27 protein-coding genes are annotated in these 26,332 nt (G+C 60.9%); 17 read left to right on the top strand and 10 right to left on the bottom strand.

Annotated features, from left to right (window positions below; all coding sequences use genetic code 11):
• Positions 1-109: 109 nt before the first annotated feature.
• From nirB to cobA, 4 genes are read left to right on the top strand one after another with little or no spacing between them, the layout of a single operon-like run.
• A complete protein-coding gene (gene nirB, locus MB02_RS01510) occupies positions 110-2,632 on the top strand; it encodes a nitrite reductase large subunit NirB (RefSeq protein ID WP_082825893.1) in 2,523 nt (840 codons plus the stop codon).
• Positions 2,629-2,991 carry a nitrite reductase small subunit NirD gene (gene nirD, locus MB02_RS01505; RefSeq protein WP_067531555.1) on the top strand — a complete coding sequence of 121 codons (363 nt, stop codon included), beginning with the start codon at positions 2,629-2,631 and terminating at the stop codon, positions 2,989-2,991. Before nirB ends, nirD begins: the two co-directional genes overlap by 4 nt.
• A 5-nt stretch (positions 2,992-2,996) precedes the next feature.
• Complete coding sequence (locus tag MB02_RS01500; RefSeq protein WP_067531553.1) at positions 2,997-5,570, top strand: nitrate reductase; 2,574 nt, start codon at positions 2,997-2,999, stop codon at positions 5,568-5,570.
• Positions 5,567-6,352, top strand: a complete 786-nt coding sequence (gene cobA, locus MB02_RS01495; RefSeq protein WP_067531551.1) for a uroporphyrinogen-III C-methyltransferase — start codon at positions 5,567-5,569, stop codon at positions 6,350-6,352. Before MB02_RS01500 ends, cobA begins: the two co-directional genes overlap by 4 nt.
• Here cobA and MB02_RS01490 read toward each other — a convergent pair.
• Together MB02_RS01490 and MB02_RS01485 are read right to left on the bottom strand one after the other, a co-directional pair.
• Positions 6,349-7,602, bottom strand: coding sequence for a sulfotransferase family protein (locus tag MB02_RS01490; protein WP_235829384.1), 1,254 nt, complete (start codon positions 7,600-7,602; stop codon positions 6,349-6,351). The two genes, cobA and MB02_RS01490, sit on opposite strands and share 4 nt — an antisense overlap.
• A gap of 152 nt (positions 7,603-7,754) precedes the next feature.
• The gene (locus MB02_RS01485) at positions 7,755-8,453 is read right to left on the bottom strand and encodes a Crp/Fnr family transcriptional regulator (RefSeq protein WP_067531547.1); all 699 of its coding nucleotides are present in this window, start codon (positions 8,451-8,453) and stop codon (positions 7,755-7,757) included.
• 34 nt (positions 8,454-8,487) lie between these two features.
• Here MB02_RS01485 and MB02_RS01480 point away from each other — a divergent pair, with 34 nt between their 5' ends.
• The 4 genes from MB02_RS01480 (at position 8,488) to MB02_RS01465 (ending at position 10,800) form a co-directional block, all read left to right on the top strand.
• Positions 8,488-8,997, top strand: a complete 510-nt coding sequence (locus tag MB02_RS01480; RefSeq protein WP_235829383.1) for a low molecular weight protein-tyrosine-phosphatase — start codon at positions 8,488-8,490, stop codon at positions 8,995-8,997.
• Positions 8,998-9,070: 73 nt separating this feature from the next.
• Positions 9,071-9,625 carry a (2Fe-2S)-binding protein gene (locus MB02_RS01475; protein ID WP_067531545.1) on the top strand — a complete coding sequence of 185 codons (555 nt, stop codon included), beginning with the start codon at positions 9,071-9,073 and terminating at the stop codon, positions 9,623-9,625.
• 68 nt (positions 9,626-9,693) lie between these two features.
• Complete coding sequence (gene arsC, locus MB02_RS01470; protein ID WP_067531543.1) at positions 9,694-10,038, top strand: arsenate reductase (glutaredoxin); 345 nt, start codon at positions 9,694-9,696, stop codon at positions 10,036-10,038.
• A gap of 126 nt (positions 10,039-10,164) precedes the next feature.
• Positions 10,165-10,800 (top strand): class I SAM-dependent methyltransferase, encoded by a 636-nt coding sequence (locus tag MB02_RS01465; protein WP_067531541.1) that lies wholly within the window; start codon positions 10,165-10,167, stop codon positions 10,798-10,800.
• 27 nt (positions 10,801-10,827) lie between these two features.
• Here MB02_RS01465 and MB02_RS01460 read toward each other — a convergent pair whose 3' ends face one another.
• Positions 10,828-11,643 carry a hypothetical protein gene (locus tag MB02_RS01460; RefSeq protein ID WP_067531539.1) on the bottom strand — a complete coding sequence of 272 codons (816 nt, stop codon included), beginning with the start codon at positions 11,641-11,643 and terminating at the stop codon, positions 10,828-10,830.
• A gap of 65 nt (positions 11,644-11,708) precedes the next feature.
• Between MB02_RS01460 and lipB the strand changes: the two genes are divergently transcribed.
• The 3 genes from lipB (at position 11,709) to MB02_RS01445 (ending at position 13,147) form a co-directional block, all read left to right on the top strand.
• Positions 11,709-12,383, top strand: coding sequence for a lipoyl(octanoyl) transferase LipB (lipB, locus tag MB02_RS01455; RefSeq protein WP_067531537.1), 675 nt, complete (start codon positions 11,709-11,711; stop codon positions 12,381-12,383).
• On the top strand, positions 12,380-12,694 hold the full coding sequence (locus tag MB02_RS01450) for a hypothetical protein (protein WP_067531535.1): 315 nt from the start codon (positions 12,380-12,382) through the stop codon (positions 12,692-12,694). The genes lipB and MB02_RS01450 overlap by 4 nt, the downstream gene beginning before the upstream one ends.
• A gap of 120 nt (positions 12,695-12,814) precedes the next feature.
• Positions 12,815-13,147: a WYL domain-containing protein gene (locus MB02_RS01445; protein ID WP_067532239.1), complete on the top strand. Its 333-nt coding sequence runs from the start codon at positions 12,815-12,817 to the stop codon at positions 13,145-13,147.
• Positions 13,148-13,193: 46 nt separating this feature from the next.
• Here MB02_RS01445 and MB02_RS01440 read toward each other — a convergent pair whose 3' ends face one another.
• The 4 genes from MB02_RS01440 to MB02_RS01425 all read right to left on the bottom strand — a co-directional run bounded on the left by MB02_RS01440 (position 13,194) and on the right by MB02_RS01425 (position 17,322).
• Positions 13,194-14,516: a DUF2254 domain-containing protein gene (locus MB02_RS01440; protein ID WP_067531533.1), complete on the bottom strand. Its 1,323-nt coding sequence runs from the start codon at positions 14,514-14,516 to the stop codon at positions 13,194-13,196.
• A 43-nt stretch (positions 14,517-14,559) separates the two neighbouring features.
• Complete coding sequence (gene nadA / locus MB02_RS01435; RefSeq protein ID WP_067531531.1) at positions 14,560-15,546, bottom strand: quinolinate synthase NadA; 987 nt, start codon at positions 15,544-15,546, stop codon at positions 14,560-14,562.
• 77 nt (positions 15,547-15,623) lie between these two features.
• Entirely contained in the window at positions 15,624-16,343 is a 720-nt protein-coding gene (locus MB02_RS01430; RefSeq protein ID WP_067531529.1) for a hypothetical protein, read from the bottom strand.
• A 106-nt stretch (positions 16,344-16,449) separates the two neighbouring features.
• Positions 16,450-17,322 (bottom strand): MBL fold metallo-hydrolase, encoded by an 873-nt coding sequence (locus MB02_RS01425; protein WP_067531527.1) that lies wholly within the window; start codon positions 17,320-17,322, stop codon positions 16,450-16,452.
• A 71-nt stretch (positions 17,323-17,393) separates the two neighbouring features.
• Here MB02_RS01425 and glpK point away from each other — a divergent pair, with 71 nt between their 5' ends.
• Positions 17,394-18,866: a glycerol kinase GlpK gene (gene glpK / locus MB02_RS01420; RefSeq protein ID WP_067531525.1), complete on the top strand. Its 1,473-nt coding sequence runs from the start codon at positions 17,394-17,396 to the stop codon at positions 18,864-18,866.
• 3 nt (positions 18,867-18,869) lie between these two features.
• Here the strand turns inward: glpK and MB02_RS01415 are convergent, their stop codons facing one another.
• Both MB02_RS01415 and MB02_RS01410 read right to left on the bottom strand, forming a co-directional pair.
• Positions 18,870-19,337 carry a DUF1465 family protein gene (locus MB02_RS01415; protein WP_067531523.1) on the bottom strand — a complete coding sequence of 156 codons (468 nt, stop codon included), beginning with the start codon at positions 19,335-19,337 and terminating at the stop codon, positions 18,870-18,872.
• 127 nt (positions 19,338-19,464) lie between these two features.
• Positions 19,465-19,662: a YdcH family protein gene (locus tag MB02_RS01410; protein ID WP_067532236.1), complete on the bottom strand. Its 198-nt coding sequence runs from the start codon at positions 19,660-19,662 to the stop codon at positions 19,465-19,467.
• A 194-nt stretch (positions 19,663-19,856) separates the two neighbouring features.
• Between MB02_RS01410 and MB02_RS01405 the strand changes: the two genes are divergently transcribed.
• From MB02_RS01405 to tilS, 5 genes are all read left to right on the top strand, one after another.
• Positions 19,857-20,012, top strand: a complete 156-nt coding sequence (locus MB02_RS01405) for a YdcH family protein (RefSeq protein WP_082825935.1) — start codon at positions 19,857-19,859, stop codon at positions 20,010-20,012.
• 143 nt (positions 20,013-20,155) lie between these two features.
• The gene (gene ptsP, locus MB02_RS01400) at positions 20,156-22,429 is read left to right on the top strand and encodes a phosphoenolpyruvate--protein phosphotransferase (protein WP_067531517.1); all 2,274 of its coding nucleotides are present in this window, start codon (positions 20,156-20,158) and stop codon (positions 22,427-22,429) included.
• A 156-nt stretch (positions 22,430-22,585) separates the two neighbouring features.
• The gene (locus MB02_RS01395) at positions 22,586-23,434 is read left to right on the top strand and encodes a helix-turn-helix domain-containing protein (RefSeq protein WP_067531515.1); all 849 of its coding nucleotides are present in this window, start codon (positions 22,586-22,588) and stop codon (positions 23,432-23,434) included.
• A gap of 191 nt (positions 23,435-23,625) precedes the next feature.
• Positions 23,626-24,546: a tetratricopeptide repeat protein gene (locus MB02_RS01390; protein WP_235829382.1), complete on the top strand. Its 921-nt coding sequence runs from the start codon at positions 23,626-23,628 to the stop codon at positions 24,544-24,546.
• On the top strand, positions 24,537-25,535 hold the full coding sequence (gene tilS, locus MB02_RS01385; protein ID WP_235829381.1) for a tRNA lysidine(34) synthetase TilS: 999 nt from the start codon (positions 24,537-24,539) through the stop codon (positions 25,533-25,535). Before MB02_RS01390 ends, tilS begins: the two co-directional genes overlap by 10 nt.
• Positions 25,536-25,563: 28 nt before the next feature.
• On the opposite strand, the gene MB02_RS01380 is transcribed toward tilS, so the two are convergent.
• Positions 25,564-26,235 (bottom strand): L,D-transpeptidase family protein, encoded by a 672-nt coding sequence (locus MB02_RS01380; protein WP_067531509.1) that lies wholly within the window; start codon positions 26,233-26,235, stop codon positions 25,564-25,566.
• Positions 26,236-26,332 lie beyond the last annotated feature (97 nt).

The following is a 26,332-nucleotide window of genomic DNA, read 5'->3' as shown; positions in this document are numbered from 1 at the left end:
CGCTCAAACAGCAACATAGCGTGGCAATGGTGCCGCCAGTCTCTCCTTCGGGAATGGACTTGGCGGCTTTTTTGCGTGCGCTTTCCGGGCCGGATCTGCCCGAGGAGGAATGGGTAAAGTGAACGCACCTGCGAGCTTTGAAGGAGCCAAGCGCACAGGCGAGGGATTGCCAGAGAAACTGGTCGTAATCGGCAATGGCATGGCTGGTTGCCGTGCGGTCGAAGAGATACTGGCGCGCGATCCCGAGCGCTTCGAGATCACCATATTCGGCGCGGAACCCCGGGTGAACTACAACCGGATCATGCTTTCCCCGGTTCTGGCTGGGGAGAAAAGCTTCGATGAAATCGTCATCAACACCCAGGAATGGTACGACAGCAACGGCATATCGCTGATCTCCGGCGATCCGGTCACTTATATCGACCGGGCTAACAAGACGGTCGTTTCGGCTTTGGGGCGGGTAGAGCCTTATGATCGGCTGCTGATCGCGACCGGGTCCGATCCCTTCATCATTCCGGTTCCTGGCAAGGACTTGCCCGGTGTCGTGACATTCCGCGATCTGGATGATGTGGACAAGATGCTGGCTGCTGCTGAACAGGGTGGCGATGCGGTTGTGATCGGTGGCGGGCTGCTTGGGCTGGAGGCGGCGCACGGCCTTTCGCTCAGGGGCATGAACGTCACCGTCATTCACCTGATGCCGACCCTGATGGAACGGCAACTGGACGAGGCAGCGGGCTGGTTGCTCAAGGCCGAACTCGAACGGCGCGGCCAGACGATCCTGACAGGGGCGGACACAGAATGCCTGCTGGAAAAACAGGGCCCCGAAGGAAAATGCATCGCTGGCGTGCGGTTGAAGGACGGTCGCGAAATTCCCGCCGACATCGTGGTGATGGCGGTCGGGATCAGGCCGTCGGTTACCCTTGCAAAGGCGAGCGGGCTCGCAGTGGAACGCGGGGTCGTGGTCGACGATCATATGGTCACGTCCGATCCGGCGATCCTGGCAGTGGGTGAATGCGTTCAGCATCGTGGTAGCTGCTACGGCCTTGTCGCGCCGTTGTGGGACATGTGCCGTTCGTTGGCCGATGGCCTGACGGGCAGCCCCAATGGCTACGAGGGGTCGGTCACGTCCACCAAGCTGAAGGTTTCCGGCATCGACCTGTTTTCGGCAGGGGACTTCTCCGGCAGCGATGGCGCTGAGGATATCGTCATGCGCGATGCCGCACGCGGTATCTACAAACGTGTGGTGGTGCAGGAAAACAAGGTCATCGGGGCGGTGTTGTATGGCGATACGGCCGACGGCAACTGGTATTTCGATCTGTTGCGGAAGGGGGACGATATCTCCGATATCCGGGAGGCGCTGATCTTCGGTCAGGCTTTCGCATCCGGGGGTGCTCTCGCGGACCCTAATGCCGCCGTTGCCGCTCTTTCGGACGATGCAGAAATCTGCGGCTGCAACGGTGTATCCAAAGGTCAGGTCGTCGCCTGCATCGACGGCGGGGCACACAGCCTCGATGCCGTTCGATCCACTTGCAAGGCCTCTGCCAGTTGCGGGTCCTGTACCGGACTGGTCGAGAGTCTGTTGGCGATCAGGCTTGGTGGGGAGGTCGAATCCGGCCCGAAGACCCTCTGCAAATGTACCAGCTTTACGCATGATGATGTTCGCCGCCTGATCCTGGAAAAGGGGCTGAAATCAATTCCGGAAACAATGCAGGAACTGCATTGGACGACACCGGAAGGATGCGCGTCGTGCCGGCCTGCGCTCAACTACTATCTGCTCTGTGCCTGGCCTGGTGAGTACGTGGATGACCAGAAGAGCCGCTTCGTCAACGAGCGCCTGCACGCCAATATCCAGAAGGATGGGACTTATTCCGTCGTTCCGCGCATGTGGGGCGGGCTCACTACGCCAAACGAACTGCGGGCGATTGCCGATGCGGCTGAAAAGTATGGAGCCCGCACGGTAAAAGTTACTGGTGGCCAGCGCATCGACCTGTTTGGCATCCACAAGGAAGACCTGCCTGCCATCTGGGCGGATCTCAACGCGGCGGGAATGGTTTCCGGCCATGCCTATGGCAAGGCGCTGCGTACCGTAAAGACCTGCGTCGGGTCCGAATGGTGCCGTTTCGGCACGCAGGATTCGACCGGCCTCGGGGTCACGATCGAACGGATGACCTGGGGCAGCTGGATGCCACACAAGTTCAAGATCGCGGTCAGCGGCTGCCCGCGCAATTGTGCCGAAGCCACTATCAAGGACTTTGGCGTGGTTTGTGTCGATTCCGGCTACGAGCTGCATATCGGCGGCAATGGGGGGATTCATGTCCGCGCGACCGACCTGCTGTGCAAGGTCGAGACGGAAGAACAGGCCCTGGAAATGTGTGCGGCGTTTATCCAGCTCTATCGGGAGGATGCCCACTATCTCGAACGCACGGCTCCGTGGGTTGAGCGCAAAGGCCTTGAGTGGATCAAGGGCCGTCTGCTCGGCAATCCCGAGGAAGTGCGCGAACTGGCTGCCCGTTTCCACATTTCGCAGAAACATTCGCAGGTGGACCCGTGGGCCCAACGTGCCGGTGGTGAGCGCGCCGACCTGCATCAGCACATTGCGGAAGTCCGCCCGCTTCACCTGGAGAACGTAATATGATCGGCAAGTGGCTGGATATCGGGCCTGTTACCCAGATCGAACCGGGTACGGCCCGCACTCTCCCCGTCGATGGTGGAGAAGAAATCGCGGTATTCCGCACGATGACCGGCGAATGTCATGCGCTGGTGAACAAGTGCCCGCATAAGCAGGGGCCGCTCAGCCAGGGTATCGTGCATGGCAACGTCGTCACCTGTCCGTTGCACAACTGGAATATCTCTCTCCGGACCGGCGAAGCGATCGGCGATGATCAGGGCTGTGTGCCGACCATCCCGTTGAAAGTGGATGGCGGACGGATATTCCTGTTGCGCGAAGCGGTGGTCCCATCGGCTGCCTCGGTCCTGGCAGACAAGGCTGCCTGACAGCGATGCAGGCGGTCCGCACTACCTGTCCCTATTGCGGTGTGGGCTGCGGCGTGAACGCAACCGTTACCGGCGCGCGATCGGTAAAGATTGCGGGCGATCGGGACCATCCGGCCAATGAAGGAAGGCTCTGTTCCAAGGGCACGCATCTTGGCCAGACGGTCAGTCTGGAAGGGCGCCTGCTTCATCCCATGATTGGGAGCGAGCAGGCGGATTGGGACGATGCGCTCGATCTGGTCGCCGGGCGAATGCGGGCCTGCATTGCCGAGCATGGGCCGGACAGTGTCGCCTTCTACGTGTCGGGCCAGTTACTGACGGAGGATTATTACGCCGCGAACAAGCTGATGAAGGGCTATATTGGCAGCGGCAATATCGACACCAATTCCCGTCTCTGCATGGCAAGCGCCGTAGCTGCTCACATTCGCGCATTCGGTGAAGACGTGGTGCCATGTTCATATGAGGATATCGATACGGCGGACCTGATCGTTCTGGTCGGCTCCAACACCGCATGGTGTCACCCGGTGACATGGCAGAGGATCGAGCAGGCCCGCAAACGCAGGGGCACGAAGCTGGTCGTGATCGACCCCCGCCGAACGGAAACGGCGGAGCGGGCCGATCTTCATATCGCAGTGGCTCCGGATGGCGATGTGGCGCTGTTCAATGCGTTGCTGGCCGAGATGCTGCGCCGTGGGCTGGTGGATGAGGGGTTCCTTGCGGAACGATGCCTGGTGCCGGACGGTTTCTGGGCCGACCTCCCGGATGAGTCCGGCATTCCAGAGGATCAGTTCGCGGCGTTTGCGGATCTGGTCGCGGCCCATCCGCACACAGTCACGCTGTTCAGCCAGGGGGCAAACCAGTCAATCGGCGGCACTGACAAGGGCAATGCCATTATCAATTTGCATCTCGCGATGGGGCGGATCAACCGTCCGGGAGCGGGGCCGTTCAGCATGACCGGGCAACCCAATGCCATGGGCGGGCGCGAGGTGGGCGGGCTGGCCAGCATGCTGGCCTGTCATCTTGGTTTTGAACCAGATGAACTGGCTGATGCCGAGGCATTCTGGAATGCGCCCAATATGTGCCAAGGGCCGGGCCTGAAGGCGGTCGATATGTTTCGCGCCGTCCATGACGGAAGGATTCGGTTTCTTTGGATCATGGCCACCAATCCGGCGGCATCCATGCCCGACGCCGGCATTGTGCGCGAGGCGCTGGCCCGTTGCCCGACTGTCGTGGTCTCCGATGTGGCGGCGGACACCGATACGGCCCGCTTTGCCCATGTGCGCCTGCCTGCTCTCGCATGGGGCGAAAAAGACGGGACGGTGACCAATTCCGAACGGCGGATCAGTCGTCAGCGCCCGCTCTTTGCCGAACCGGGGCAGGCTCGGGCTGACTGGGAGATAGTGTGTGATGTCGCGGGACGGATGGGTTGGGGGGAAGCCTTCGGCTGGCGCACTCCGGCGGATGTTTTTCGCGAATATGCTGCGATGACACAACTGGCCGCTGATCGGGGGAAAATGCTGGATCTGACATCGTGGGGGGCGTGCACAGCCCACGATTATGAGACGATGCAACCATTTCGGTGGGGCGGCGCGTATCCGCTGGGCGATGGCTTTCCCACACCCGATGGCAAGGCACGACTGGTGTCTGTCACGCCGCCTGCGCGGAAAGTGCGAGACCCCGGCTTGCCCCTGCGGCTCAACACTGGCCGCTATCGCGACCAATGGCATACGATGACCCGGACTGGTCTGAGTGCGAAGCTATCGACACACCGGCGGGAGCCCTTGCTTGAAATTCACGGGAACGACGCCGCTCAATTCGGGCTGAAGGACGGTGCGCTCGCCCGAGTGACGACGGCCTGGGGAGAGGCAATCTACCGTGTCGCCATAACCGACGGCCAGCGCCCCGGAGAGATCTTCGTTCCGATGCATTGGACCGATGCGATGGGCAGCAATGGCCGGACTGGCAGACTGGCGCAGCCTTTGACTGACCCGGTGTCCGGTCAGCCTGCTTTCAAGGACACACCGGCCAGGGTTGCCCCCGTGTCGCCGGACTGGCGGGCGTTCCTGCTCACGCGGGAGCCTGCCGCACCCGATGTCGCATATTGGACACGGGCGAAAGTGGAAGGTGGCTGGCTCACCGAACTGGCTGGAGAAGGTGCGATAGATCTCGATGCTCTGGTTCCCGCCGGACATCGCAGCGAGGTGGCAGACCTAGTGCGGGGAATGCGCCGCATCGTTGTGTGTGATGGGGAGGGCAGTCTGATGGGTGCCCTGTATCTGACCCGCTCCGGTGAGCTGCCGCCGCGCGACTGGATCGTACGGCAATTTTCGCAGTCGGACGCAAATTCCGTCGAATTGCTCGCAGGACGCCCGGCAGCACCGCAAGCGGATCGGGGGGCTATCGTCTGCGTTTGTAACGACGTGGGGGAGCAGCAGGTTCTGGCTGCCGTTTCTGCCGGTGCCGACAGCGTAGGGGCGGTGGGTGCAGCGACTGCCGCCGGGGCCAATTGCGGGTCCTGTCGCCCGATCATCGCGCGTCTGATCGAGAATACACTGACCAGTGCGAAGGAGGCCGCTGAATGACTGAATTCGAACCCGGTTCGGTATGGCTGGTCGGGGCAGGACCAGGCGATCCCGATCTGTTGACCCGCAAGGCGGAAAGGCTGATCCAGACCGCTACCCTGGTGTTTTACGATGCATTGGTTGGCGCGGGTGTGCTGGACCTGGTGCCGCGACATATCCGGCTGGTGCCAGTCGGCAAGCGTTCTGGCCGGCATTCCAGGGATCAGAAGACGATTGGCAAACTGATCGTCGAAGCGGCGCGGGCCGGTGATCGGGTCGTGCGGCTCAAGGGTGGGGACCCTTCGATATTCGGCCGTGCGGCTGAAGAAATGGAGGTTTGCCGTGCGGCGGGTGTTCCGGTCCGCATATGCCCGGGCGTTACGGCGGCAAGCGCGGCTGCGGCAGGCATCGGGGCTTCCCTGACTTTGCGTGGGCTCGCCCGCAGGCTCACTTTCGTGACAGCGCACGCCCGTGCGGGAGAGACGCTTGACCTGAATTGGGAAAAGCTGGCCGATCCGCAGGCTACGCTTGCCGTCTACATGGGCAAGGCTGCGGCAGGGGAGGTTTCGGTGGGATTGATCGCCGCTGGACTGCCCGGTGATACGCCGGTGGCGTTGGTCGAAAATGCCAGCCTTGCAACCCAACGCTTGTTCTATACGCGGCTGGATCTGCTGCCGATTGCGGCGCGCACTGCGCTGGGGGATGGACCGGCCCTGATTTTGGTTGGCGAGGCAATCGAGGTCTCGCGAGAATTCTCAGGGACGTTGACCACACAGGAAAGCATCGCAGCGCGTGGCAACTAGGCTGGGATGGCAGCTGCCTGTTTCGTGCTTGCCGCATAAATCTGGGCGGTTCGCTGGTGAGGCATGGGAATTTCGAAGGCCTGAATATAGTCCGAGAGTTCGTCGATCACATCCTCACGCTCGATCCCGAACGATTCAAGAGTGTAACGATGGGGCCCGGCCACCTCTGCACTGGCGGTTTCGAGATAGCGGCGCATGGCGGGCAAGGCGGGCTTTATGTCCATGTTCAGGAACCGGTATATGCGGCCCATCACATGGCGCCAGTCGTGATCCATATCGGCATAGTGGACATCGATCATCTGGCGTTCCGGAATGCTCATGCGGGCATCCTGCATGCGTTTGACCTGCAAACTGGTCTTGCGCAGCCATTCGCGCCCGATGCGGTGCGGGTCTGCATGATCGGTGTGAATGTTGGTTTGATTCCATACCAGCGAACAGGCGCTGCCCACTACGCGTACGGGGTCGCGATGAATGAAGATCAGCCGGGCATCGGGAAAAACCTGCATCAGGGCATCGAGGTCGAGCATGTGTTGCGGCGTTTTGAGAATCCAGGGTTTGAGGCTCGAATCCCCGCGAACCCAACTCACCAGCTTGAGCAATCTGGCCATATATTCATAGGCTGGCCGGGGGTCTTCCTGTTCCGACCAGCGGCCATAGCCAGGGATGGACCATTGTGCCTCGTGCTTCATGCCCCATGCGGAAGAAACGAGCAGGCCCAGTTCTTCCTCCGGTTGCATGGGGCCGGTCGGATGAATTGCCTGCGTGCGGGGGCTCGCGATGCGGACCGCCCGCAGGAGGTGCCGGGCCATGGCAATCCGGCGGCGGTCGCTGTTGCTGGCCGGCACGTCCGGTTTGGGAACCGGGCTGACCGTTTCGAAGAAGCGCAAGTGGGCAAAACGATTGTCGGCCGCGAGCAAACGGTGGAGCCGGGTCGTTCCCGAACGCATGGCTCCCACGACAATCACGGGGTGCGGAAGGGGCCGCTCGAGAATTTCCGGATGCCGGGAGAACCATTGCTGAGCCCATAGCCGGTCGCGCAGGACTTTGCGGATCTGGCCCTCTGCCACGAACTGTCCCAACGGGTTGAGATGGGCCTCTTCGCGCAATGCATGGGCCAATTTGTCGAGTGGGCGATGGAACCACGGATCACCGAAATGGTCCAGTCCGGTTTCAATGGAAGTCTTTTCGGCGATACGATCAGGGTCGAGTTCCGGGTGCGGCATCGCACCTGAGGACCAAAGCGACGACAAGACGCGATTGGCTAATCCGACCAGCCACGACCGTCCCGGTGGCATTGGATGAGACAACATGCCGCCAATAGAGACAAATTTTGGCCGAGGAGCCACCCCCTGCGGCGTACTTTCCCCGGATTGGGACAGGTCGTCTGCTGGTTGGTCGGGCCTTAGCCCGCGCGATCTTCCAATGCTTCGCGGTCGAGAATCGTGACAGTTCGCCGTGAGGGCAGATCGATCAACCCGTCATTCTTGAGCTTGGTAAATTGGCGGCTGACCGTTTCGATTGTCAGGCCCAGCACATCTGCGACCTGCTGGCGTGAAAAGGGAAGGTCGAATTGCTGATGGGCTTCGCCAAGCGAGCCTTCACAACCAGGCTCAACCATCCGTTCCGATATATCCAGCAGAAATGCGGCGATACGTTCGCTGGCGCTTTTGCGGCCGAGCAGAAGCATCCATTTGCGCGTGCGATCAAGCTCCGACAACGTGCGCTGCAGAAGCTTGTGTTCGAGCGCGGGGTGTTCACGCGCGAACGTATCGAAATCGGTGCGAGAGAAGACGCACACCGTCGCATCGGTCAGCGCGGTCACGCTGTGTGCCGTTTGCTGGCCGAATGGACGACCGATGAAATCCGACGGATAGACCACGCCGACGATCTGTTCGCGTCCGTCGGCAGTCCCGGTGGACAGCTTGAGCACGCCATCGATCACATTTGCGACGAGAACCGATTCTTCTCCTTCCCAGAGGAGAGACTGTCCGGGGTCCAGCTTGCGGCGTCGGCCGATCGCGTTAAGCGCCTCGATTTCCGTGGAATCAAGCGCGGCGCAGATCGCCCGGTTACGTACAAGACAAGTTTCGCAAAAACCCATTTCTACCGGTTATCAGCAGAGGCGCGATGCAGCAATGGCAATCGCTGAAATTGCAGTTTATCAAACGACTATGGCCACTCCTGAAAAACCCGCAATCTTGTTCGTGTGTCTTGGCAATATCTGCCGCTCACCATTGGCTGAGGCCGCCTTCCGCATGGCTGCGGCAAACGCGGGTTTGGCTGTGGCCGTGGACTCCGCTGGCACGGGCGACTGGCATGTCGGCAAATCGCCAGACAGCCGGGCCATGGCCACTGCCGCCCGCTATGGTACGGATATCGCCGCCTATCGGGCACGTCAGTTGGCTGATGAGGATTTTCACCGCTTTACGCATATCTTCGCGCTCGACCATGCCAATCTGGCCGATATTCGCGAGCGCGCACCCGAAGACAGCGAAGCGCACATTTCCTTGCTGCTGGACATGGTGCCGGGGCGGGAAGGGCAGGCCGTGGCCGATCCTTACTTCGGCGATGAGGCAGGCTTTGAAACAACTTGGCGAGACGTCGTGGAAGCAGCCGAAGCATTGACCCGGCGGTTTTCGCAGTGAACTGTTGCACGTCTGCCCCGGCACATGCGAAGCCCGCGGCGTCTGACGAGGGTCGAAGGATCGTGGAACTGCAATGTCGCGCATGACCGTCAATGGCCGGCCGGTCCAGTTCGCGATGGACCCGGACACGCCTTTGTTGTGGGCGCTGCGCGATGCGGCCAATCTTACCGGCACGAAATATGGCTGCGGGGTGGGCGATTGCGGTGCCTGTATGGTGCTTGTCGATGGCCAGGCCCTGCGCTCCTGCCTGATTACCATTGCCGAGGCGGAAGGGCGTTTTATCACCACCATCGAGGGGTTGTCGCGTGATCGGTCGCACCCCGTTCAGCAGGCGATGGTGGCCGAACAGGCGATTCAGTGCGGCTTTTGCACTCCCGGTATCGTGATGAGCGCGGCTGCGCTGTTGCAGGGTAATCCGGCCCCGAATGATGCGGAAATCAAGGCGGCCATTCCCAACTTTTGCCGTTGCGGGGTCTATCCCCGACTGGTGCGGGCGATCGAACGGGCCGGCCGGGTCGCCCGGCGTCAGGAAACGATCAGCGCGGCCCCGGCACCGGGCATCAGCGAGCAGGACGCGGCAAAGGCAGTGCCGGCCATGCAGGCACCGCAACCGGACGAAGATAACTGATCCTCGCCCTTGGCTTGGCGCTGCTCCGGCGCTAGGCCGCTCCCCATTGAAAGAAAGAGGATCCACTGATGAAAGCTACCATCTGGCACAATCCGAATTGCAGCAAGTCGCGTCAGACCTTGGCCTTGCTGGAGGAACAGCCGGACGTGGAGCTGACTGTGGTGCAATACCTCAAGAACCCGCCGAACGCGGACAAGCTCGCCCAGCTTTACAGCGATGCAGGCATGCCTGCGCGTGAAGGCCTTCGTCTCAGCGGCACCGACGCGAAGGAACGTGGGCTTACCGAAGCCGATGATGCGACTGTGGTCGCGGCCATGGCGGAAGAACCCAAGCTGATAGAACGGCCGCTGGTCGAAACGGAAAAAGGGGTCAGGCTCTGCCGTCCGCCGGAAAAGGTCCGGGAAATCCTCTGATTTGCCGATGATTGGTGTGGTGAACACCGCAGTCCGGGTTGCAATGCCTGCACGAATTTGCCAACGCGGGGCAGTATATCGGGTCCCGGTCGGCAAGGGGCCGCCGCAAGAGAGGTTGCCTCACGCATGACCGGTTCCGAGCTTTCGCGCGAACGCCGCCGCGCGGGTTGGAAAGATTCGCTGTTCCGCGCGCTCGGCCCGTGGGGTGTTTTTTTCGAAGGCTTCATTCAGCATCCGGTGATGGTCGGTTCGATCATCCCGTCCTCGCGGTTCACGATTGCGAAGATGCTCGCTCCGGTGAACTGGGACGAATGCAAGCTGTTTGTGGAATATGGCCCCGGTGTCGGCACTTTCTGCCGCCCGGTTCTGGAGCGGATGCGGCGGGACGCGCAACTGATCGTGATCGACACGAACCCGCTCTATATCGACTATCTGAAGCGCACGATTGGCGACAGCCGGTTTTCTGCCGTGAATGGTTCTGCGGCTGATGTGGAGGAAATCGTCCGCGCACACGGGCACGACCATGCGGACTATGTTCTGTCCGGTTTGCCGTTCTCTACCCTGCCCGATGGTGTGGGCCCGGCCATTGCCGCCGCGACGCACCGGGTTCTGAGGCCGGGTGGTGCTTTTCTGGTTTATCAGTTCTCCGCCAAGGCACGGGATTTCATGGCCCGGCATTTTCAGCGGATCGACAAGGGTTTCGAGCTGTTCAACATTCTGCCTTGCCAGCTGTTCTGGGGCTGGAAGGACGAGGAAGGCTGAAAGCCTCCCTCCCAACTGCGCCTTAAGCTATTCGAATGTCCGGCCGATCATCTCGGCCGAAGGCCCGGCCAACTGGCGGTGTATCGAGGCCAGGATCGCCACGAAATAGACAGTGACGATTGCGCCAAGCAGGCCTGAGACGATGGCTTCGCCAATGGTCGAAGCAGCGCCTGTCCCGACGAGAGCAAGCAGCAGGCCCGAAATTGCGCCAATCACTGCCGTTATCACGATGAATACGATCAGCAGCAGCGCATAGAACAGAAGCAGTCGGAAACTGTTGCCCTTGGTCAGGGACCATGAACGGAGCAGCACGGTGACGGGGTTCGTCACGCGTTCGATTGCGATCACGGCCGGAACCAGCGATATCTTGATGAGGGCATAGACCAGCAGAATGAAAGTCGCGATCGCAGCAACTGCGATCAACAATTTCAGGCCGGTGGCCATAGCGACGCCGATCAGCAGGCCGAGAATGGCGGCGACACCGAGCGAAAACAGGATCTGTGCCCCGAGATAGGGCAGGATGCCCACGATCCCGGCTTTCAGCGCATCACCGACAGTGGGCTTGGCATGGCCCCGCAACAGGCCAAGGAGGGTCAGTACACCGACTGTCTGGACCACTGCCAGCAGGATGATCCACAATGCGTTGTCGGTATAGAACTGGGTCATGAAGGCGATTGCTTCGCTTTCCTTGATTTCCGCGGGCGGTTGCATCGAAGGAATCAGCAATACGGCAGCCAGGCCGGGCAGGAAAAAGAACAGGCCGGCGACGATGAGCAGAACCTCGCGGTTGGCGATCACCATTTCGGAGGCGTCGCGCCATGCCCGGTTCATGTCGAATTTCATCGTTTAACTCCTACCCCTAAACAGACCCCTTGATAAGCCATGCCGTTAGGGCCACGCAATTGGCGATGACAGCAAGTGTGCATGACCTGATCGAATGGCGGACTGAAACTGCACCTGTGCCGTACCGCACGGCGTTGGAGACCATGACTGCGCGCAATGCGGACATTGCGGCGGGCAGGGCAGAGGAACTGGTATGGCTGTTGGAGCATCCGCCAGTCTACACGGCGGGGACCAGCGCAGTGGCAGGTGAACTGCTCGATCCGCGATTCGAGGTCGTGGCGACGGGGCGGGGCGGCAGATATACCTACCATGGGCCGGGGCAACGGGTCGGCTATGTTCTGCTCGACCTTTCGCGCCGGGCAAAGGATGTGCGCAAGTTCGTGCATTCGCTGGAACAATGGGTGATTGCGACACTGTCCGATTTTGGCGTTGAAAGTTGGAGTGTCCCCGATCGCGTGGGCATCTGGACTCGGGATGTCCACGGTTCGGAAGCGAAGATCGGTGCTATTGGCGTTCGGGTACGGCGCTGGGTCACGATGCATGGTTTTTCAGTCAACCTCGCGCCCGACCTCTCGCATTTTTCAGGTATCGTTCCCTGCGGGATAGCCGAATATGGCGTCACCAGTCTCGAAAAACTCGGCATTGCTGTTGCGCCTGACGAGTGGGATCGGGCATTGATTGCCCGTGCCGGTGAATTTCTCACCGCGTTGGAAAGTCCGTGTGGAGAACCCCGCCGATGATGCGTCGTTTGATCCTGGTCCTGTCTCCCATCGTACTGCTGGCGGCGTGTGGGGACGACGAGTCCAAACAGGGTGACGGGCGCACCGCCGCGGGCGAAGTGCTGGAAGGTTCGATTAGCGACGGGATGATCCCGCTCGACCAGTTGAAGTCGCAGGCGCCGCTGGCTGAACCTGAAAAAGCTGCGGCCACCGCGTCTGATGCGACCGATGAAAGTGAATCGGAGCCGGATGCTGACGGTGCGGCTCAGCCGGCCAGTGGTGATTCGGTGGACCCTGTTGCCGCAGCGGTGGAAGCAAACACCGGGCAATAATCAGGTATGAATGTCTGACAATATCCCAAGCCATTGATCGGGGCTTGTATTCCGTCGAAAATGAGAAGGATCACCGCATAGGGTCTTGCAGCAATGGCGCTAATGCTGGATTACGCCGCAATGCATACCAAATCCGCTCCTATCGAACCTGCCCCGACGATCGAACGGAAATTCATCGACGCCATCGCAAACAAGCGATTGGTGCAGGCCCGCTACAACAGCAACGAGATGCATCTTGCGCCGCATCTCCTTTTCTCGCGCCATGGTGCGCTTTTCGTGAGTGCATTGAATACTGAGAAGAAATGGCGTTCGGATGAGGAGCGGCGGCTCGGCCATTTCAAGCTCGACGGTCTTTCCGACGTGGCAGTAACGGACATGGCATTCGATCCGCTGCCGACTTACGACGGCACTGCGCCGCGCAATGAAGACCAGGCGCTCTTTTCCGTCGAATAAGCCCGGCTATTACGAATCCTGGGCCCGTCAGGCGACAGGCAATAGCCTATCCGAGCAGGGCTGCGTGAAACTCGGCATGGCGTTGCCGAACTTTTTCCAGATCTGGCCCACCCAGAGCCAGCTCCGCCTGCGCCATCAGCAAGTCGCCTTCGGCGCGCAGAAGGCTGCGGCGGTTGCCGTCGGTTACTGCCCGGGCCGCATCGCGCAGGCTGTCGAGCGTGACCAATGAGGCAATTGGGCTGGATGCAATTGCCGACCGAGCGGCACCGAAACCGCGGGCCAGAAAGTGGGGAAAATCACTTGGCACGGGAATGACCGGACAATCGGAGGGCGATTCATCCGCAAGGCGCATGCGCAAGTCGCGGCGACCCAGTTCGCTGGTGGCTGCACCAAGCCAGTGCACGGCAGTGATGGCGGTGAACGGATCGTTGATGCCGGGGGACAAGGCGCGCAAAGCGATTTCGACCAGCTCGTCGATCAGGAACTGGATGTCCTGATCCGGTGTCCGCGTGGCACCCAGTGTGAAGCATTCGGCAATCTGCGCGGGAAAGTCCTCGCTGCCATCTTCCATGCAGGCGTTGGCAATGGGAGTATGGCGATGAACGAAATCGCCGGTCCTGACCGCAAGGGCGATTGTCGCGTCGGCCTTTCGTGCAATTTCGGACAGGCCGGAAAAATCGATCATTTGCACATAGCCGGTGCCGTCCACGAAAATGGGGTTGCCATCGACTTCCTTCGATATCGGCTGGCGGGCAGTTTCTTCCGGAAAAGTCCGCTCAATATCTCTCAGCAGGCGGCGTCCGATCCCTTCCAGCACATGGTTGATGCGGATGCTGGAAGGGATATGGTTCAGGAAATAGACCAGTACCCCGATCGATATCGCCATTAATGCATAGGCTACGAGCAGCGATAGCTGCGGGACAAATCCGGAGGGTACGGATGGGTCGCCTTGCAAGGCGATGACAGGGCCTTCGTCACTGCCGCGAATGGTACGCAGGACGGTCAGTGCATAGACGAATGTCGCGATGAACGTTGCAAGACTGAGCTGGTTTCCCTTGTCCTGCATGAAATTGGTCAGCAGGCGGGGGCCATAGGTGCCGCTGGCGTAGGCTACCGCCGCGATCGTGATGGAAAAGACCGTTGAAGCGACGCCAATCATCGAGCCCGCAATGACGGTGAGCATGTTGCTCGCGCCTTGCGGCCTGGCCGGCACGATCACCTTTGCTTCGCTCAGCCAGGCCGTAGCCCCGGACCGGTCGAGATTGACCAGCCCCAGGGCAAGCAACAGCGCGACAATTGAGAACAGGGCGGGATAGAACCAGTAGCTGGCGCTAATCTTGCTCCACAGCAGGCGTAGAATGGCTGTCATCGCTGGCGTTTCCCCAATGGTGCCGAACCCTGTCGAGGCGGGATCAACGGTCGCCCAGATCTCCCTTGCCCACGGTGCCCGCAGCCATTTCCAGCATTCGGTCGAGGCTCTTCTTGGCGGCAAGCCGCAAGTCTTCGTCGATTTCGATGCGGGGCTGCAGATCGCGCAGGGCGATGTAGAGTTTTTCCAGCGTATTGAGCGCCATGTATGGGCAAATGTTGCAGTTGCAGTTCCCGTCAGCACCGGGCGCGCCGATGAAGTTCTTGTTGGGAAGCGCCTTCTCCATCTGGTGGATGATGTGCGGTTCGGTTGCGACGATCAGTGTATCGCCCTCCATCGTCATCGCGTAGTTCAGGATGCCGCTGGTCGAACCGACGTAGTCCGCGTGATCGATGATTGCCGGCGGGCATTCAGGATGTGCCGCTACCGGTGCGCCCGGATGCTCCTGCATCAGCTTCATCAGCTCAGTTTCACTGAAGGCTTCGTGCACGATGCATACGCCCGGCCAGAGCAGCATTTCACGATTGAACTTGCGCGACAGATAGCCGCCCAGATGCCGATCCGGCCCGAAGATGATTTTCTGATCCGCGGGGATCTGTTGCAGGATCGTTTCCGCGCTGGAAGACGTGACGATGATGTCGCTCAGCGCTTTCACTTCGGTAGAACAGTTGATGTATGTCAGCGCGATGTGATCCGGGTGCGCTTCGCGGAAGGCCTTGAATTTTTCCGGCGGGCAGGAATCCTCGAGGCTGCAGCCCGCTTCCAGATCGGGCAGGATGACGGTCTTTTGGGGGGAGAGGATCTTGGCCGTGTCCGCCATGAACTTTACCCCGCAGAATGCAATCACATCTGCGTCAGTCGCGGCCGCCTTGCGGCTGAGGTCCAGTGAGTCACCGACGAAATCCGCCAGATCCTGAATTTCCGGCTTCTGATAATAGTGGGCGAGGATGACGGCATTGCGTTCCTTGCGGAGCCGTTCGATCTCCGCCCGCACGTCGATGCCGGTCAAATCGGCGGTTTGTATGGTCATGGGCCTTTCCTGCTTAGGGTATATTCTCTTGCAACTCCCCTAGAGGGCTGGAGGGCTCAAGCCCAAGGAAAATTTCCTTATCCCCCTGCAGTCAGTGCTTGGGCATAGGCGACCACCGGCTGAGTATGCGACAGTTGATCGACTGTGAGCACGCACAGGAAAATCGTGGCGACGCCCCACCAGAGTGCCGGATGTACCGCACCACGGACCCGGCGATCATGCAACATGGCGATGCCCAGCACGGCGGCCTGCAAGGCGCCTTCAATCCAGGCCCCTGCCGGACTCATGAGGACGGGCGGAGGAATCAGCCGGCCAAACGCGGGCTCCATGACCAGCACGGTGGCAAGCAGCATCAACCGGCGATGCCATTCGGTGCGGCGGCGCAGCGCGATTGCAAAGCCGATCACGATCGCGAAATAGATGAGGTGGACCGGGCCGAGCAGGAGGAAATAGGGCGGGGTGAAGATCGGCGGCACGCGGTGTAACGCCAGCGATTCCAGCGTGATGTAAGTGCCGATGAACAGCATGAAAATGGCAAGTCCGACACCTGTCCATCCGAGCTTGCGATGCATGGCCAGATTGCCATTTCCCGCGAGATAGTTCTGGGTCACGAACAGTCCCAGCCAGGCCAACATGGTGATGCCATGGATGTGCACGGCAATCGGCGCGGTCGCATAGTTGGCATAACCTCGCAGCGCCCATTGGGCGAAGGCTAGGATCACGAGAATGGAAACGGCAATGGCAAGACGCAGGAAAAAGACCTGGTCCTGCCGGTAAGCGGCAGCATTGTTGCTCATGAAATTTCTCCCCCTCCGGAGACAGCTCCGAAGCGGGACAAATATTATAAAATAATGAGCAAGCGAAGTCTTATCGGCGTGGCAAGATGCGCGGTGCCAGCGGGGGTCAGGCTGCGAGTTCCCACGCATCGCCATCGCGGCTGACTTTGCCCTTTTGTTGCAGGTCGATCAGGTGTGCGAGGACAGACATCCCTGCTGCGGGATGGAGCGCGGGATCGGTGCCCTTGTACATTTCGGGGACCATGTCGGGGATGGCCTGAGGGCCCTTTTCAAGCTGACGCAGTATCTGCCGTTCCCGTTGGCGGCGATGGCCGATCATCCCGCGCACGAGCTGGCGGGGTTTTTCCACGGCGGGACCGTGGGCGGGGTAATACACGCGATCTTCCCGGTCATGCAGAAGCTGGAGCGATCGGAGATAGGCGGCCATGTCGCCATCCGGCGGCGAAACCACGCTGGTCGACCAGCCCATCACGTGATCGCCGGTGAACAGCGCGCCGGTTTCCTCCAATGCGTAGCACAGATGGTTGGAGGTGTGCCCCGGTGTTGCTACGGCTTTCAGGGTCCACCCCTCACCGCAAATGGTGTCTCCGTCATTCAGCACCCGGTCAGGGGCGTAAGTCATGTCGAAGGGGGCATCCGCGCGCGGCCCGGTCGTATCGAGCGCCAGCGGGGCGCAGCCCGCAATTTCGGCTCCCGTATGTTGCTGTAACGGTGCAGCAGCCGGTGAATGGTCGCGATGGGTATGCGTGCAGCAGATCGCCACGACCCGCGCATCGCCGATTGCAGCGATCAGCGCATCGAGGTGTGCAGGATCGTTCGGGCCGGGATCGATCACCGCCAGCGCATCCTGCGAGCCGATCAGATAGGTCTGCGTGCCGGTGTAGGTGAAGGGCGACGGGTTAGGCGCCAGAACGCGCCGCACGAATGGTTCGAGCTCTTCGACCTTGCCGGTCGGCCAGGGGCGGGTAGGTGAATCCATATGGTGGCATATGGGGGCACGATGCTGTTAAGTCGAGGGCTGGCGCGGTCCTGGCGCGGGTGGGAGAGAAGATGACGCAAGATCTGATCCTGGTTCTCGACGAAGGAACGACCTCGACCCGGGCGATGTTATTCGGCCTCGATGGGCAGGTTAAGGCGGTAACCCAGCGCGAACTGGCACAGTATTATCCGGCGCCCGGTTTCGTCGAACACGATCCGCGTGAAATCTGGGAGCAGACTCTCACCTGTGCGCGGGAAGTTGCAGATCGTGCGGGCGATTCAGGCAGAATCGCTGCAATCGGTATTACCAATCAACGTGAAACGGTTGTCGCGTGGGATCGCAAGAGTGGAGAGCCTTTGGCGCGAGCCCTGGTGTGGCAGGATCGGCGGACAGCCGCCGAATGTGCCAGGCTCAAGCGTGAAGGCCTGGAGGACGAGATCCATCGGCAGACCGGCCTGCTGCTCGATCCTTATTTCTCCGCCACCAAGATGCGCTGGTTGTTGGCGAATGAAACTGCTGTTGCCGATGCGGCAGCGGCGGGGAGACTGGCACTGGGAACGGTCGAAAGCTGGTTGGTCTACAAACTCAGCGGGGGTGCACATCTGAGCGACGCCAGCAACGCCAGCCGAACTCTGCTGTTACCCTTGGACGGGGGTAACTGGGATGCAGGATTGTGCGATCTGTTCGGTGTTACCCGACAGGCCTTGCCTGAAGTGACCGACAACGCCGGGGAACTGGCCCGAACATCTCCGGACCTGTTCGGCCGGGCGATCCCGATCACGGGGATAGCCGGCGACCAGCAGGCAGCCACGATTGGCCAAACCTGCCTGTCACCGGGCGATACCAAGGCGACATACGGCACCGGGGCCTTCATTCTCGCAAACACAGGCACGATACCGCCACGCTCATGCAATCGCCTGCTGGGAACGGTCCTTTACCAGATGGGGGGCGAACGGGTCTATGCTCTGGAAGGCTCGGTCTTCGTGGCCGGGAGCCTGGTCAAATGGTTGCGGGATGCGCTTGGTATGATCGGTAGTGCCGAGGAAACCGAAGCATTGGCCCGCTCAGTGCCGGATAGTGGCGGGGTCGTGATCGTACCGGCACTTTCGGGCCTTGGTGCGCCCCATTGGCGGCCGGAGGCGCGTGGGGTCATCCATGGGCTCAGCTTTGCCACCGGCCGGCCTCAAATCGCCCGAGCGGCGCTGGAGGCGATGACATATCAGACGCTCGACCTGGCAGATGCGTTCGCTGCTGACGGGGCCCGCTGGTCATGCCTGCGGATCGACGGTGGAATGAGCGCAAACGACTGGTTGGCTCAGGATCTTGCCGATATGCTCAATCTGACGGTGGAACGGCCTGACAACGTGGAAACGACTGCTCTCGGTGCGGCGATGCTGGCCGCAGTGGGGGCGGGGTTGTTTGCCGATCTGGAGGAGGCAGGATCAGCGATGGGAGGGCATCGCCACCGTTTCATGCCTGCTCTCGATTCCGCCACGCGCGAGTCCCGGCGGGACCAGTGGCAATCTGCGTTGGCGGCAGTCTGATTGTCAGGATATCCGCAATTCCTGCCCAAGCCGATCGCGCAGGCGATGGATCGCGCTGGGGTACATGGTGAAGCGTTCATGCCAGGCGGTGTCGAGCCGTTCGATGCGAGCGTAAAATCGTTCGGTCTTTTCGACCAGTCTGCGCAAGGGCAGCGGTAGCAACGCAGCCTGTTCCGGATTGGATCGGCTCGGTCGACTGGGTAGCCGCCCATTGCGACGCAACTGGAACTCGCTGATCTCACCATTGAAAAAGGCCCGCTGATTCAACAGCCATGCAATGACATGCATCATGCGGGTGGTGGTGCGCAGTGCCTCGCAAGAGAGGGCCACGCGGGCCAGGTCCTCATCCTCGACCATTTCGTCGATCCGGCCGGAGAAATCGAATGCACCGCGCACATTGTCGGCAAGGAGCAGCGCTTCGGAATAAAGCCCCTCGATAATCGGGCGGTTGAGGTCGGCCGGTGTCGTCATCGTCACCTTGCGCTAGTCCAGCACGTGCCCAAGCGCCACCACCGGAAACCAGTTATCGCCGGGGAATTTCACGTTGTCCCCAGTCGGAACTGTTTTTGAGGCTGGACGGGGGATCGGGCGGGACGGATCAGGCGATGATATCGGGCAGCAACGCATCCTCGATCAGGGCAATCTGGTCTTTCAGGCGGAGCTTGCGCTTTTTCAGGCGGGCCACCTGCAACTGGTCGGGGCTGCCGGCAGCAGTCAGGGCGTCGATGGCGGAGTCGAGATCACGATGTTCGATCCGCAAGGTTTCCAGACGCTTGCGCATCTCTTCTTCGGTCACTGACTCACCCGATTGCTGAGGCCATCGCTGGCGTTTCATCCTGTCCTGACAAGCCCTCGTCTCAAGGGTCGCCGAAGGCATTTTGCAAAATAGGCATAATGTGATTGGATGACAATCACGAGCCGCGCCGGAGAAGCGTGAGTCGTAGAAGCAGAGGTTCAGGGACGATGTACAACCTAGCAAGGAGGTACCTTATGGAATCGTCACATATCAGTGCATTGCAGCTCAAGCATCGGGGTATCGAACGACAGCTCCGGGAGGAGATGAGCCGCCCCGCGCCGGATGAGACGTTCATTCAGTCCCTCAAGAAGCGAAAATTGCGAATCAAGGAAGCTCTGGCGCAGATCTAGCACCTGTAGTCTGGCACCTGTATCGTCCATGCGGGAACGGCGTCGGATATGCCGTTCCCGGTGGGCGTCACCCCGTGCGCGGGCGATGCTGGTTTCGCACCTAAGCCGTTCCAAAATGTGTCGATCTGCTATAGGCGCTGGATATGACGACAGCCGCTGCAGCAGCCCGCACCATTCTGACCCGGTTGCACGAGGTCATGGCTTCGCGCCTGCATGCTCAGGCAAAACTTAATCAAGTCGTTGAAATAATTGGTGATAGCCTCGATAGCGAGGTTTGCTCGATATATCTCCTGCGTGAAGGGATGCTGGAACTGTTCGCTACCCGCGGGCTGGCGCAGGAAGCCGTTCACGTTACCCGAATGGCGGTGGGCGAAGGTCTGGTCGGCACCATTGCCGAAAACATCGAAACGCTGAACCTGGCGGAAGCCACGGCTCACCCGGACTTCTCATACCGTCCTGAAACGGGTGAGGATAAATTCCATTCTTTCGCGGGCGTGCCGATCGTACGGCATGAACGGGCCGTAGGCGTGTTGTCAGTGCAGCACGTCGATCCGCGCCGCTACGAAGACGTGGAGATCGAGGCGTTGCAGACAACGGCGATGGTGTTGAGCGAGCTGATCGCCAATGCCGACCTTGTCGATGAGGAGGATCTGCTCGGCAACAATCCGGCCTTGAGCGGGCCGGAAATCGTTCGCGGCCTGACCTTGGTCAAGGGACTGGCCAGCGGCACGGCGGTCTATCACCAGCCGCGCGTGACAGTGGAGCATGTCGTGGCGGAAGATACCGAGGCGGAACGCCAACGTGTCTATCTCGCATTCGACAAGATGCGCGAACAGATCGACCGCATGACCAATCAGGCGGAATTCGGTGTGGGGGGCGAACACGAGGAAGTGCTCGCGACCTACAAGATGTTCGCTTACGATGAAGGGTGGAGCCGCAGGATCAACGAAGCGATCGAGTCCGGCCTGACAGCGGAAGCGGCGATCGAACGCGTCCAGCAGCGCACCCGGATGCGGATGCGGGAAATTGACGATCCGCTGCTGGCGGACCGGATGCACGATCTGGAAGATCTCTCCAATCGCCTGCTGCGGATCGTGTCGGGCCAGTTGGGCACGGCAGCGGCCAAGGGGTTGCGGGACGATACCATCCTGCTCGCGCGCAATCTGGGGCCGGCAGAACTGCTGGAATACGACAAGCGGCGCCTGAAGGGCGTTATTCTCGAAGAAGGGTCGTTGACGTCCCACGTGGTGATCGTCGCCCGTGCGATGGGGGTGCCGGTGCTTGGGCGCGTACGCGGATTGCGCGGGCTGGTGCGGGAAGGCGACCCGCTTCTGCTCGATGCCGATACTGGCACTGTGACCACACGACCGACCCCTGCGTTGGTCGAAGCGTTCGATGCCCGGTTCGTCAAAAGCAAGGAACGCCAGGCGGCCTACGCCAAATTGCGTGATGTGCAGCCCGTCAGCCTGGACGGCAGCCGGGTAACGGTCATGATCAACGCCGGGCTGCGTGACGATATGCCGATGCTGAATCTGACCGGAGCGGACGGCATCGGATTGTTCCGGACGGAATTCCAGTTTCTCGTTGCCGCTGCGATGCCTCAACGCGAACGGCAGATGAAGCTTTACCGGGATGTGCTCGACGCCGCGGGGAGCAAACCGGTCATCTTCCGGACAGTCGACATCGGGGGTGACAAGACGTTGCCCTATTTGCGTGACGAAGATGGGGAGAACGATGAAAATCCGGCGATGGGCTGGCGTGCGTTGCGCCTTGCCCTTGAACGGGAAGGGCTGCTGAAGGCGCAAGCGCGCGCCCTGTTGGAAGCGGCGGGCGGACGCACACTCAACGTGATGTTCCCGCTGGTATCGGAACCATGGGAATTCGATGCCGCATGCGAAGTGTTCGAAAACCAGCGTCAGTTCCTGAAGCAACAGAAGAAACTCCTGCCGAAGGAAATCCATTTCGGCGTGATGCTCGAAGTGCCTGCTCTGGCGGAAATGCTCGATGTGATATTGCCGAAGCTGTCCTTCATTTCCATCGGTACGAATGATCTGACCCAGTTTCTGTTCGCTGCCGACCGGGCCAACCCAAAGCTGGCGGAGCGTTATGATTGGCTCAATCCATCAATCCTCCGCTTCATTCGCAGAGTGGTAAAGACTGCGGGCGAAGCAGGCGTCCCGGTTGGTGTCTGCGGCGAAATGGGCGGGCGGCAACTCGAAGCTCTGGCTTTGCTGGGCATCGGGATCAGGCGTCTGTCGATCACACCGGCGGCGGTTGGTCCGATCAAGGAACTGGTATGCAAGACGAATCTTGCGGAGATCGAGGAAGCGATGAATCGCTGGCTGGCGGTTCCGCCAGCCGACTTGCGTTCCGAAGTCCGGCAGTGGGCCCTGGATCATGGCCTTGAAGGCGACTGAAACCTTCTTGGTTAAAAAAGTCTGCCGCAGCTAGGCACCGGCTCGACGCAGGCCCCTCTCAGGGCGGTCAGCCCGTCTTGACTTGCGCGCGCCACGGCTATTGTTTGCGCGCCTGAAGGGCTGGGGTCGCATCCGAGCCTCGGTTCGGGAGCATGAATGAACCAGTTTGACGAACATTTCGAGGACACGCAGGGCGATAAGCCGGTAGTGGGTGCACGCATCAAGGCTGCGCGCGAGCGGGCGGGATTGAGCCTGGCCGCGGTTTCTGCAGAAACCCGCATTTCGCAGCGTCATCTGGAGATGATCGAGGCTGGTGAATTCGATGGCCTGCCAGCGCGCACATATGCCGTCGGTTTCTCGCGGAGCGTGGCCAAGTTCGTCGGGCTGGATCCAAACGAAGTGGCTGCCGATGTCCGTGCGGTACTGGATGAAATGACCGACGATACCCCCCGGCGTCAGGGGGGCACATTCGAGCCCGGTGATCCGGCGCGAGTGCCGTCTGCCCGGCTGGGGTGGTACATGGCGATCGTCGCGGTGGTTCTGGTAGCGGCCGGTTTCGTATTTTTCCGGAGCTTCTTCACGCCGGCGGCCAATCTCCCGCCGTTGCGACTGGATATGCCGCCACCTGCGGCAACCGTATCGGCACCGGTGGGGCAGCCGGCGTCCGATGCATCTGCCCAGCGGGGCGGGCCGGTCGTGTTCACAGCGATGGAAGACGGCATCTGGGTCAAGTTTTATGACGCAAAAGGCCAGCAGCTAATGCAGAAGCAGATGGCAAAAGGGGAAACTTACACTGTGCCGTCCTCTGCCGAAGGACCAATGGTGTGGACGGCGCGACCGGACGCGCTGGCCATAACGGTCGGTGGGCAAACGGTTCCCCGGCTTGCTGACAGCAATCAGATCATCAAGGACGTACCCGTTACGGCGGCGGCACTTAAGGAGCGGAAGGCTGGAACGCCACCTCCGTCGCCAAAGCCCGCCGGCGAGGCCGCACCATCGGCCTGATTGCGTCACCCACAGCTTAAAAAAACACTCTTCTCGACAGGACCACCCGGCATAGGCAATAGCTGGGAGGGATCGTTCAGCCGTGGTTTGGCGTCATGGTGTCAAGCCGTGCGGCAGTAATGACAGGAGCTTGGCAAATGAGGACGGGACGGCAATCTCTGCGGGGAATATTACCGGGAGCACGCGCCGCGGTGCTGGCGATATCCGCCTGTGCGGCGGTGGGAACGGCTGTTCCTGCGGCGGCGCAGGTTGACGATGCACGCATGCGCAAGGTGGAAGCCGAAGTGCGGGCCTTGCAACGCAAGGTTTTCCCTGGCGGGGATGGGCGCTTCTTCAACGATGGCACCACTGCGGGGACAAGCCAGACCGATACCGGCCTGCCCCCCGCGACCAGTGCCCTGACCGATGTGCTTGCACGGCTGGATGCCATGGAAACGCGCATTGCGAATCTGACGGCGCAGGTCGAAAGCAATACCAATACGCTGGCTCGCTTGTCCGGACGGGTTGCGGCGCTGGAGCCCACACCGCCAGCCACCCCGGCGACGGCATCCGGCGTTGGGGCGAATACCAGTTCTGCCGATGCCAATCTCTCGGCAATGAGCGGTGGCGCATCCGCTGCGAGCAAGCCTTCCGTCCCTGCTGCCCCCGCTGCGGCAAAACCTGCCCCACCGAGCGCAGAGCGGCTGGCCAGAGTGCAAGCCATCACCAAGCCGGATACCGGCGATGCGGGCGAAGACGAATATACCTATGGCTTCCGGCTGTGGGAGGCGAAGCTCTATCCCGAAGCGCAACAGCAGTTGCGTCTGTATGTCGAGAAGTATCCTCAGCACAGGCTGATCAGTTATGGCCGGAACCTGCTGGGCCGGGCCTATCTTGATGATGGCAAGCCCAAGGAGGCGGCGCCGTGGTTCGTCAAGAACTACGATGAGGATATGAATGGTGCGCGTGCCGGAGACAGTCTGCTGTTCCTGGCCGAAGCCATGACTGCGATAAACGATACTTCGCGTGCCTGCATCGCGCTGGCGAAATTCGGGGAAGTTTACCCGGCACTCGCTACCGGACGGTTACAGGGACAATACGACGCTGATCGGGCGAAAGTGAAGTGCAAGTAAGAGACAAGCCAATCTCGACCATGCCTGAAAGTGCTCCACATCCGTTGATCGCCCGCTTTGCGGGCGATCTCGCGCGGATATGGCCTGAGGGTGAAAAACTCGGTCTGGCTGTCTCCGGTGGGCCGGACAGCCTTGCACTGCTGCTGCTGGCCGAGGCGGTCCTGCCGGGGAAAGTGGAGGTCGCAACAGTCGATCATCGGCTGCGCGCTGAAAGCGCCTCGGAAGCCGCGATGGTGGCCGAACTCTGTTCTGGCCACGGTATCCCGCATGAAATTCTGCCGGTGCAGGTGCCGCGTGGGAATTTGCAGGATATGGCCCGGATGGCGCGCTACCGCGCGCTGGCAGCCTGGGCCAAGCGGAGAGGGCTGTCGGCCATTGCCACGGCTCATCATGCCGACGATCAGGCGGAAACGCTGGTGATGCGGCTGAACCGCGCGAGCGGGATTGCGGGCCTTGCCGGAGTGCGGGCACGAACCAATGTTCCCGGCGGTGATCTCACTTTGTTACGGCCCCTGCTCGGCTGGCGGCGTGCGGAACTCGCTGAATTGGTGAAAGCAGCCGGGCTCGATGCAGTACAGGACCCGAGCAATCGCGACCTGCGCTTCGATCGGGTCAAGATCCGTGAGGCATTGAAAGACTGCAACTGGCTGGATGTCAGAGCGCTGGCGATGAGCGCGAGCCATCTCGCCGATGCCGAAGGGGTGATGATCTGGGCGACCCAACGGGAATGGAACGAAGGCGTCAAGGTCAGCGAGGACGCGATCCGGTATCGTCCGAAGGCCCCTCGCGCCATTCGCATGCGGATCGTTGGCCGGGCGATTGCACTGCTCGGCGGTGTCCCGCGTGGCGGTGATGTGGCGAAGCTCATCAATCGTTTACAGGCTGGCCGGGACGGCACGCTTGCAGGGGTGGTGGCGCGCTCGGCACCTGACGGAGAGTGGACTTTCCGGAAGGAAGCCCCGCGGCGGGGCGGGACGAACAATATGTAGCAGGGCGACGCGGCGAGCGTTGGCGGTTTTAGCCGCCAGCGAGGCTGGCTCCCAGCCCGACCATCTTGCCGCGCGTGATGATGACCTTGTCGCCAACCTTGGCGATAGCGAACAGCTTTTCAGCAAATCCGTCAGGGGTGCCGATGCATCCATGGCTGGCATAGCCGTTTTCGACCGTGGAGCCACCGTGGATTGCGACCCCGTCGCTGGTCAACCGCAAGGTCCAAGGCATGGGCGCGTTGTTGTACTTTTCGGATATGTTGTGCCGTTCCTTGCTCATGATCGGAAAAGTACCCAGCGGGGTTGGATGCTCGTCCGTGCCAAGCAGGACCGCCGCCGCGCCGATTTCGTAACCGCCCCGGAACACTGAGGCCACGCGCGCATCGAGATCGACGGTAATGAGCAATGGTCCGTCTGGTACGCCTGCATCGTCCCAATGCCATTCGCCGTATTTGATTGGCCCATCGATCGGCAGAATGCGTTTGATGACGAACGGATTGTCGGACACATCGGCCGCCGCGACCTGGGTTTCCGCAGGCGTCTCCGTCGCCACTTCGGGAAGGGCTGCAGGCATATCCAGAACGGTTTCCGGCTCTATGTGTGGCCGGTCCTCAGGGGCATTCGCGGCGACCAATGCCGCGCCCAGCAGTGCCAGGACTGCTGCCGTACCCCCACCGATCCATTTGAATGCCGAATCCATCGCGGCAATCTGGCGCAAATGGCAGGTTAACGCCAGTACGTGCAGGCGCCCGTCTCATCCAGAGACGCCGATTTGACAAAGGTTAACATCGGCGGGT

Source organism: Croceicoccus estronivorus, assembly GCF_001625325.1.
GTDB classification, from domain to species: domain Bacteria; phylum Pseudomonadota; class Alphaproteobacteria; order Sphingomonadales; family Sphingomonadaceae; genus Caenibius; species Caenibius estronivorus.
Note: the sequence above shows the minus strand (reverse complement) of the source record. Positions and strands in the feature narration are given on the sequence as shown.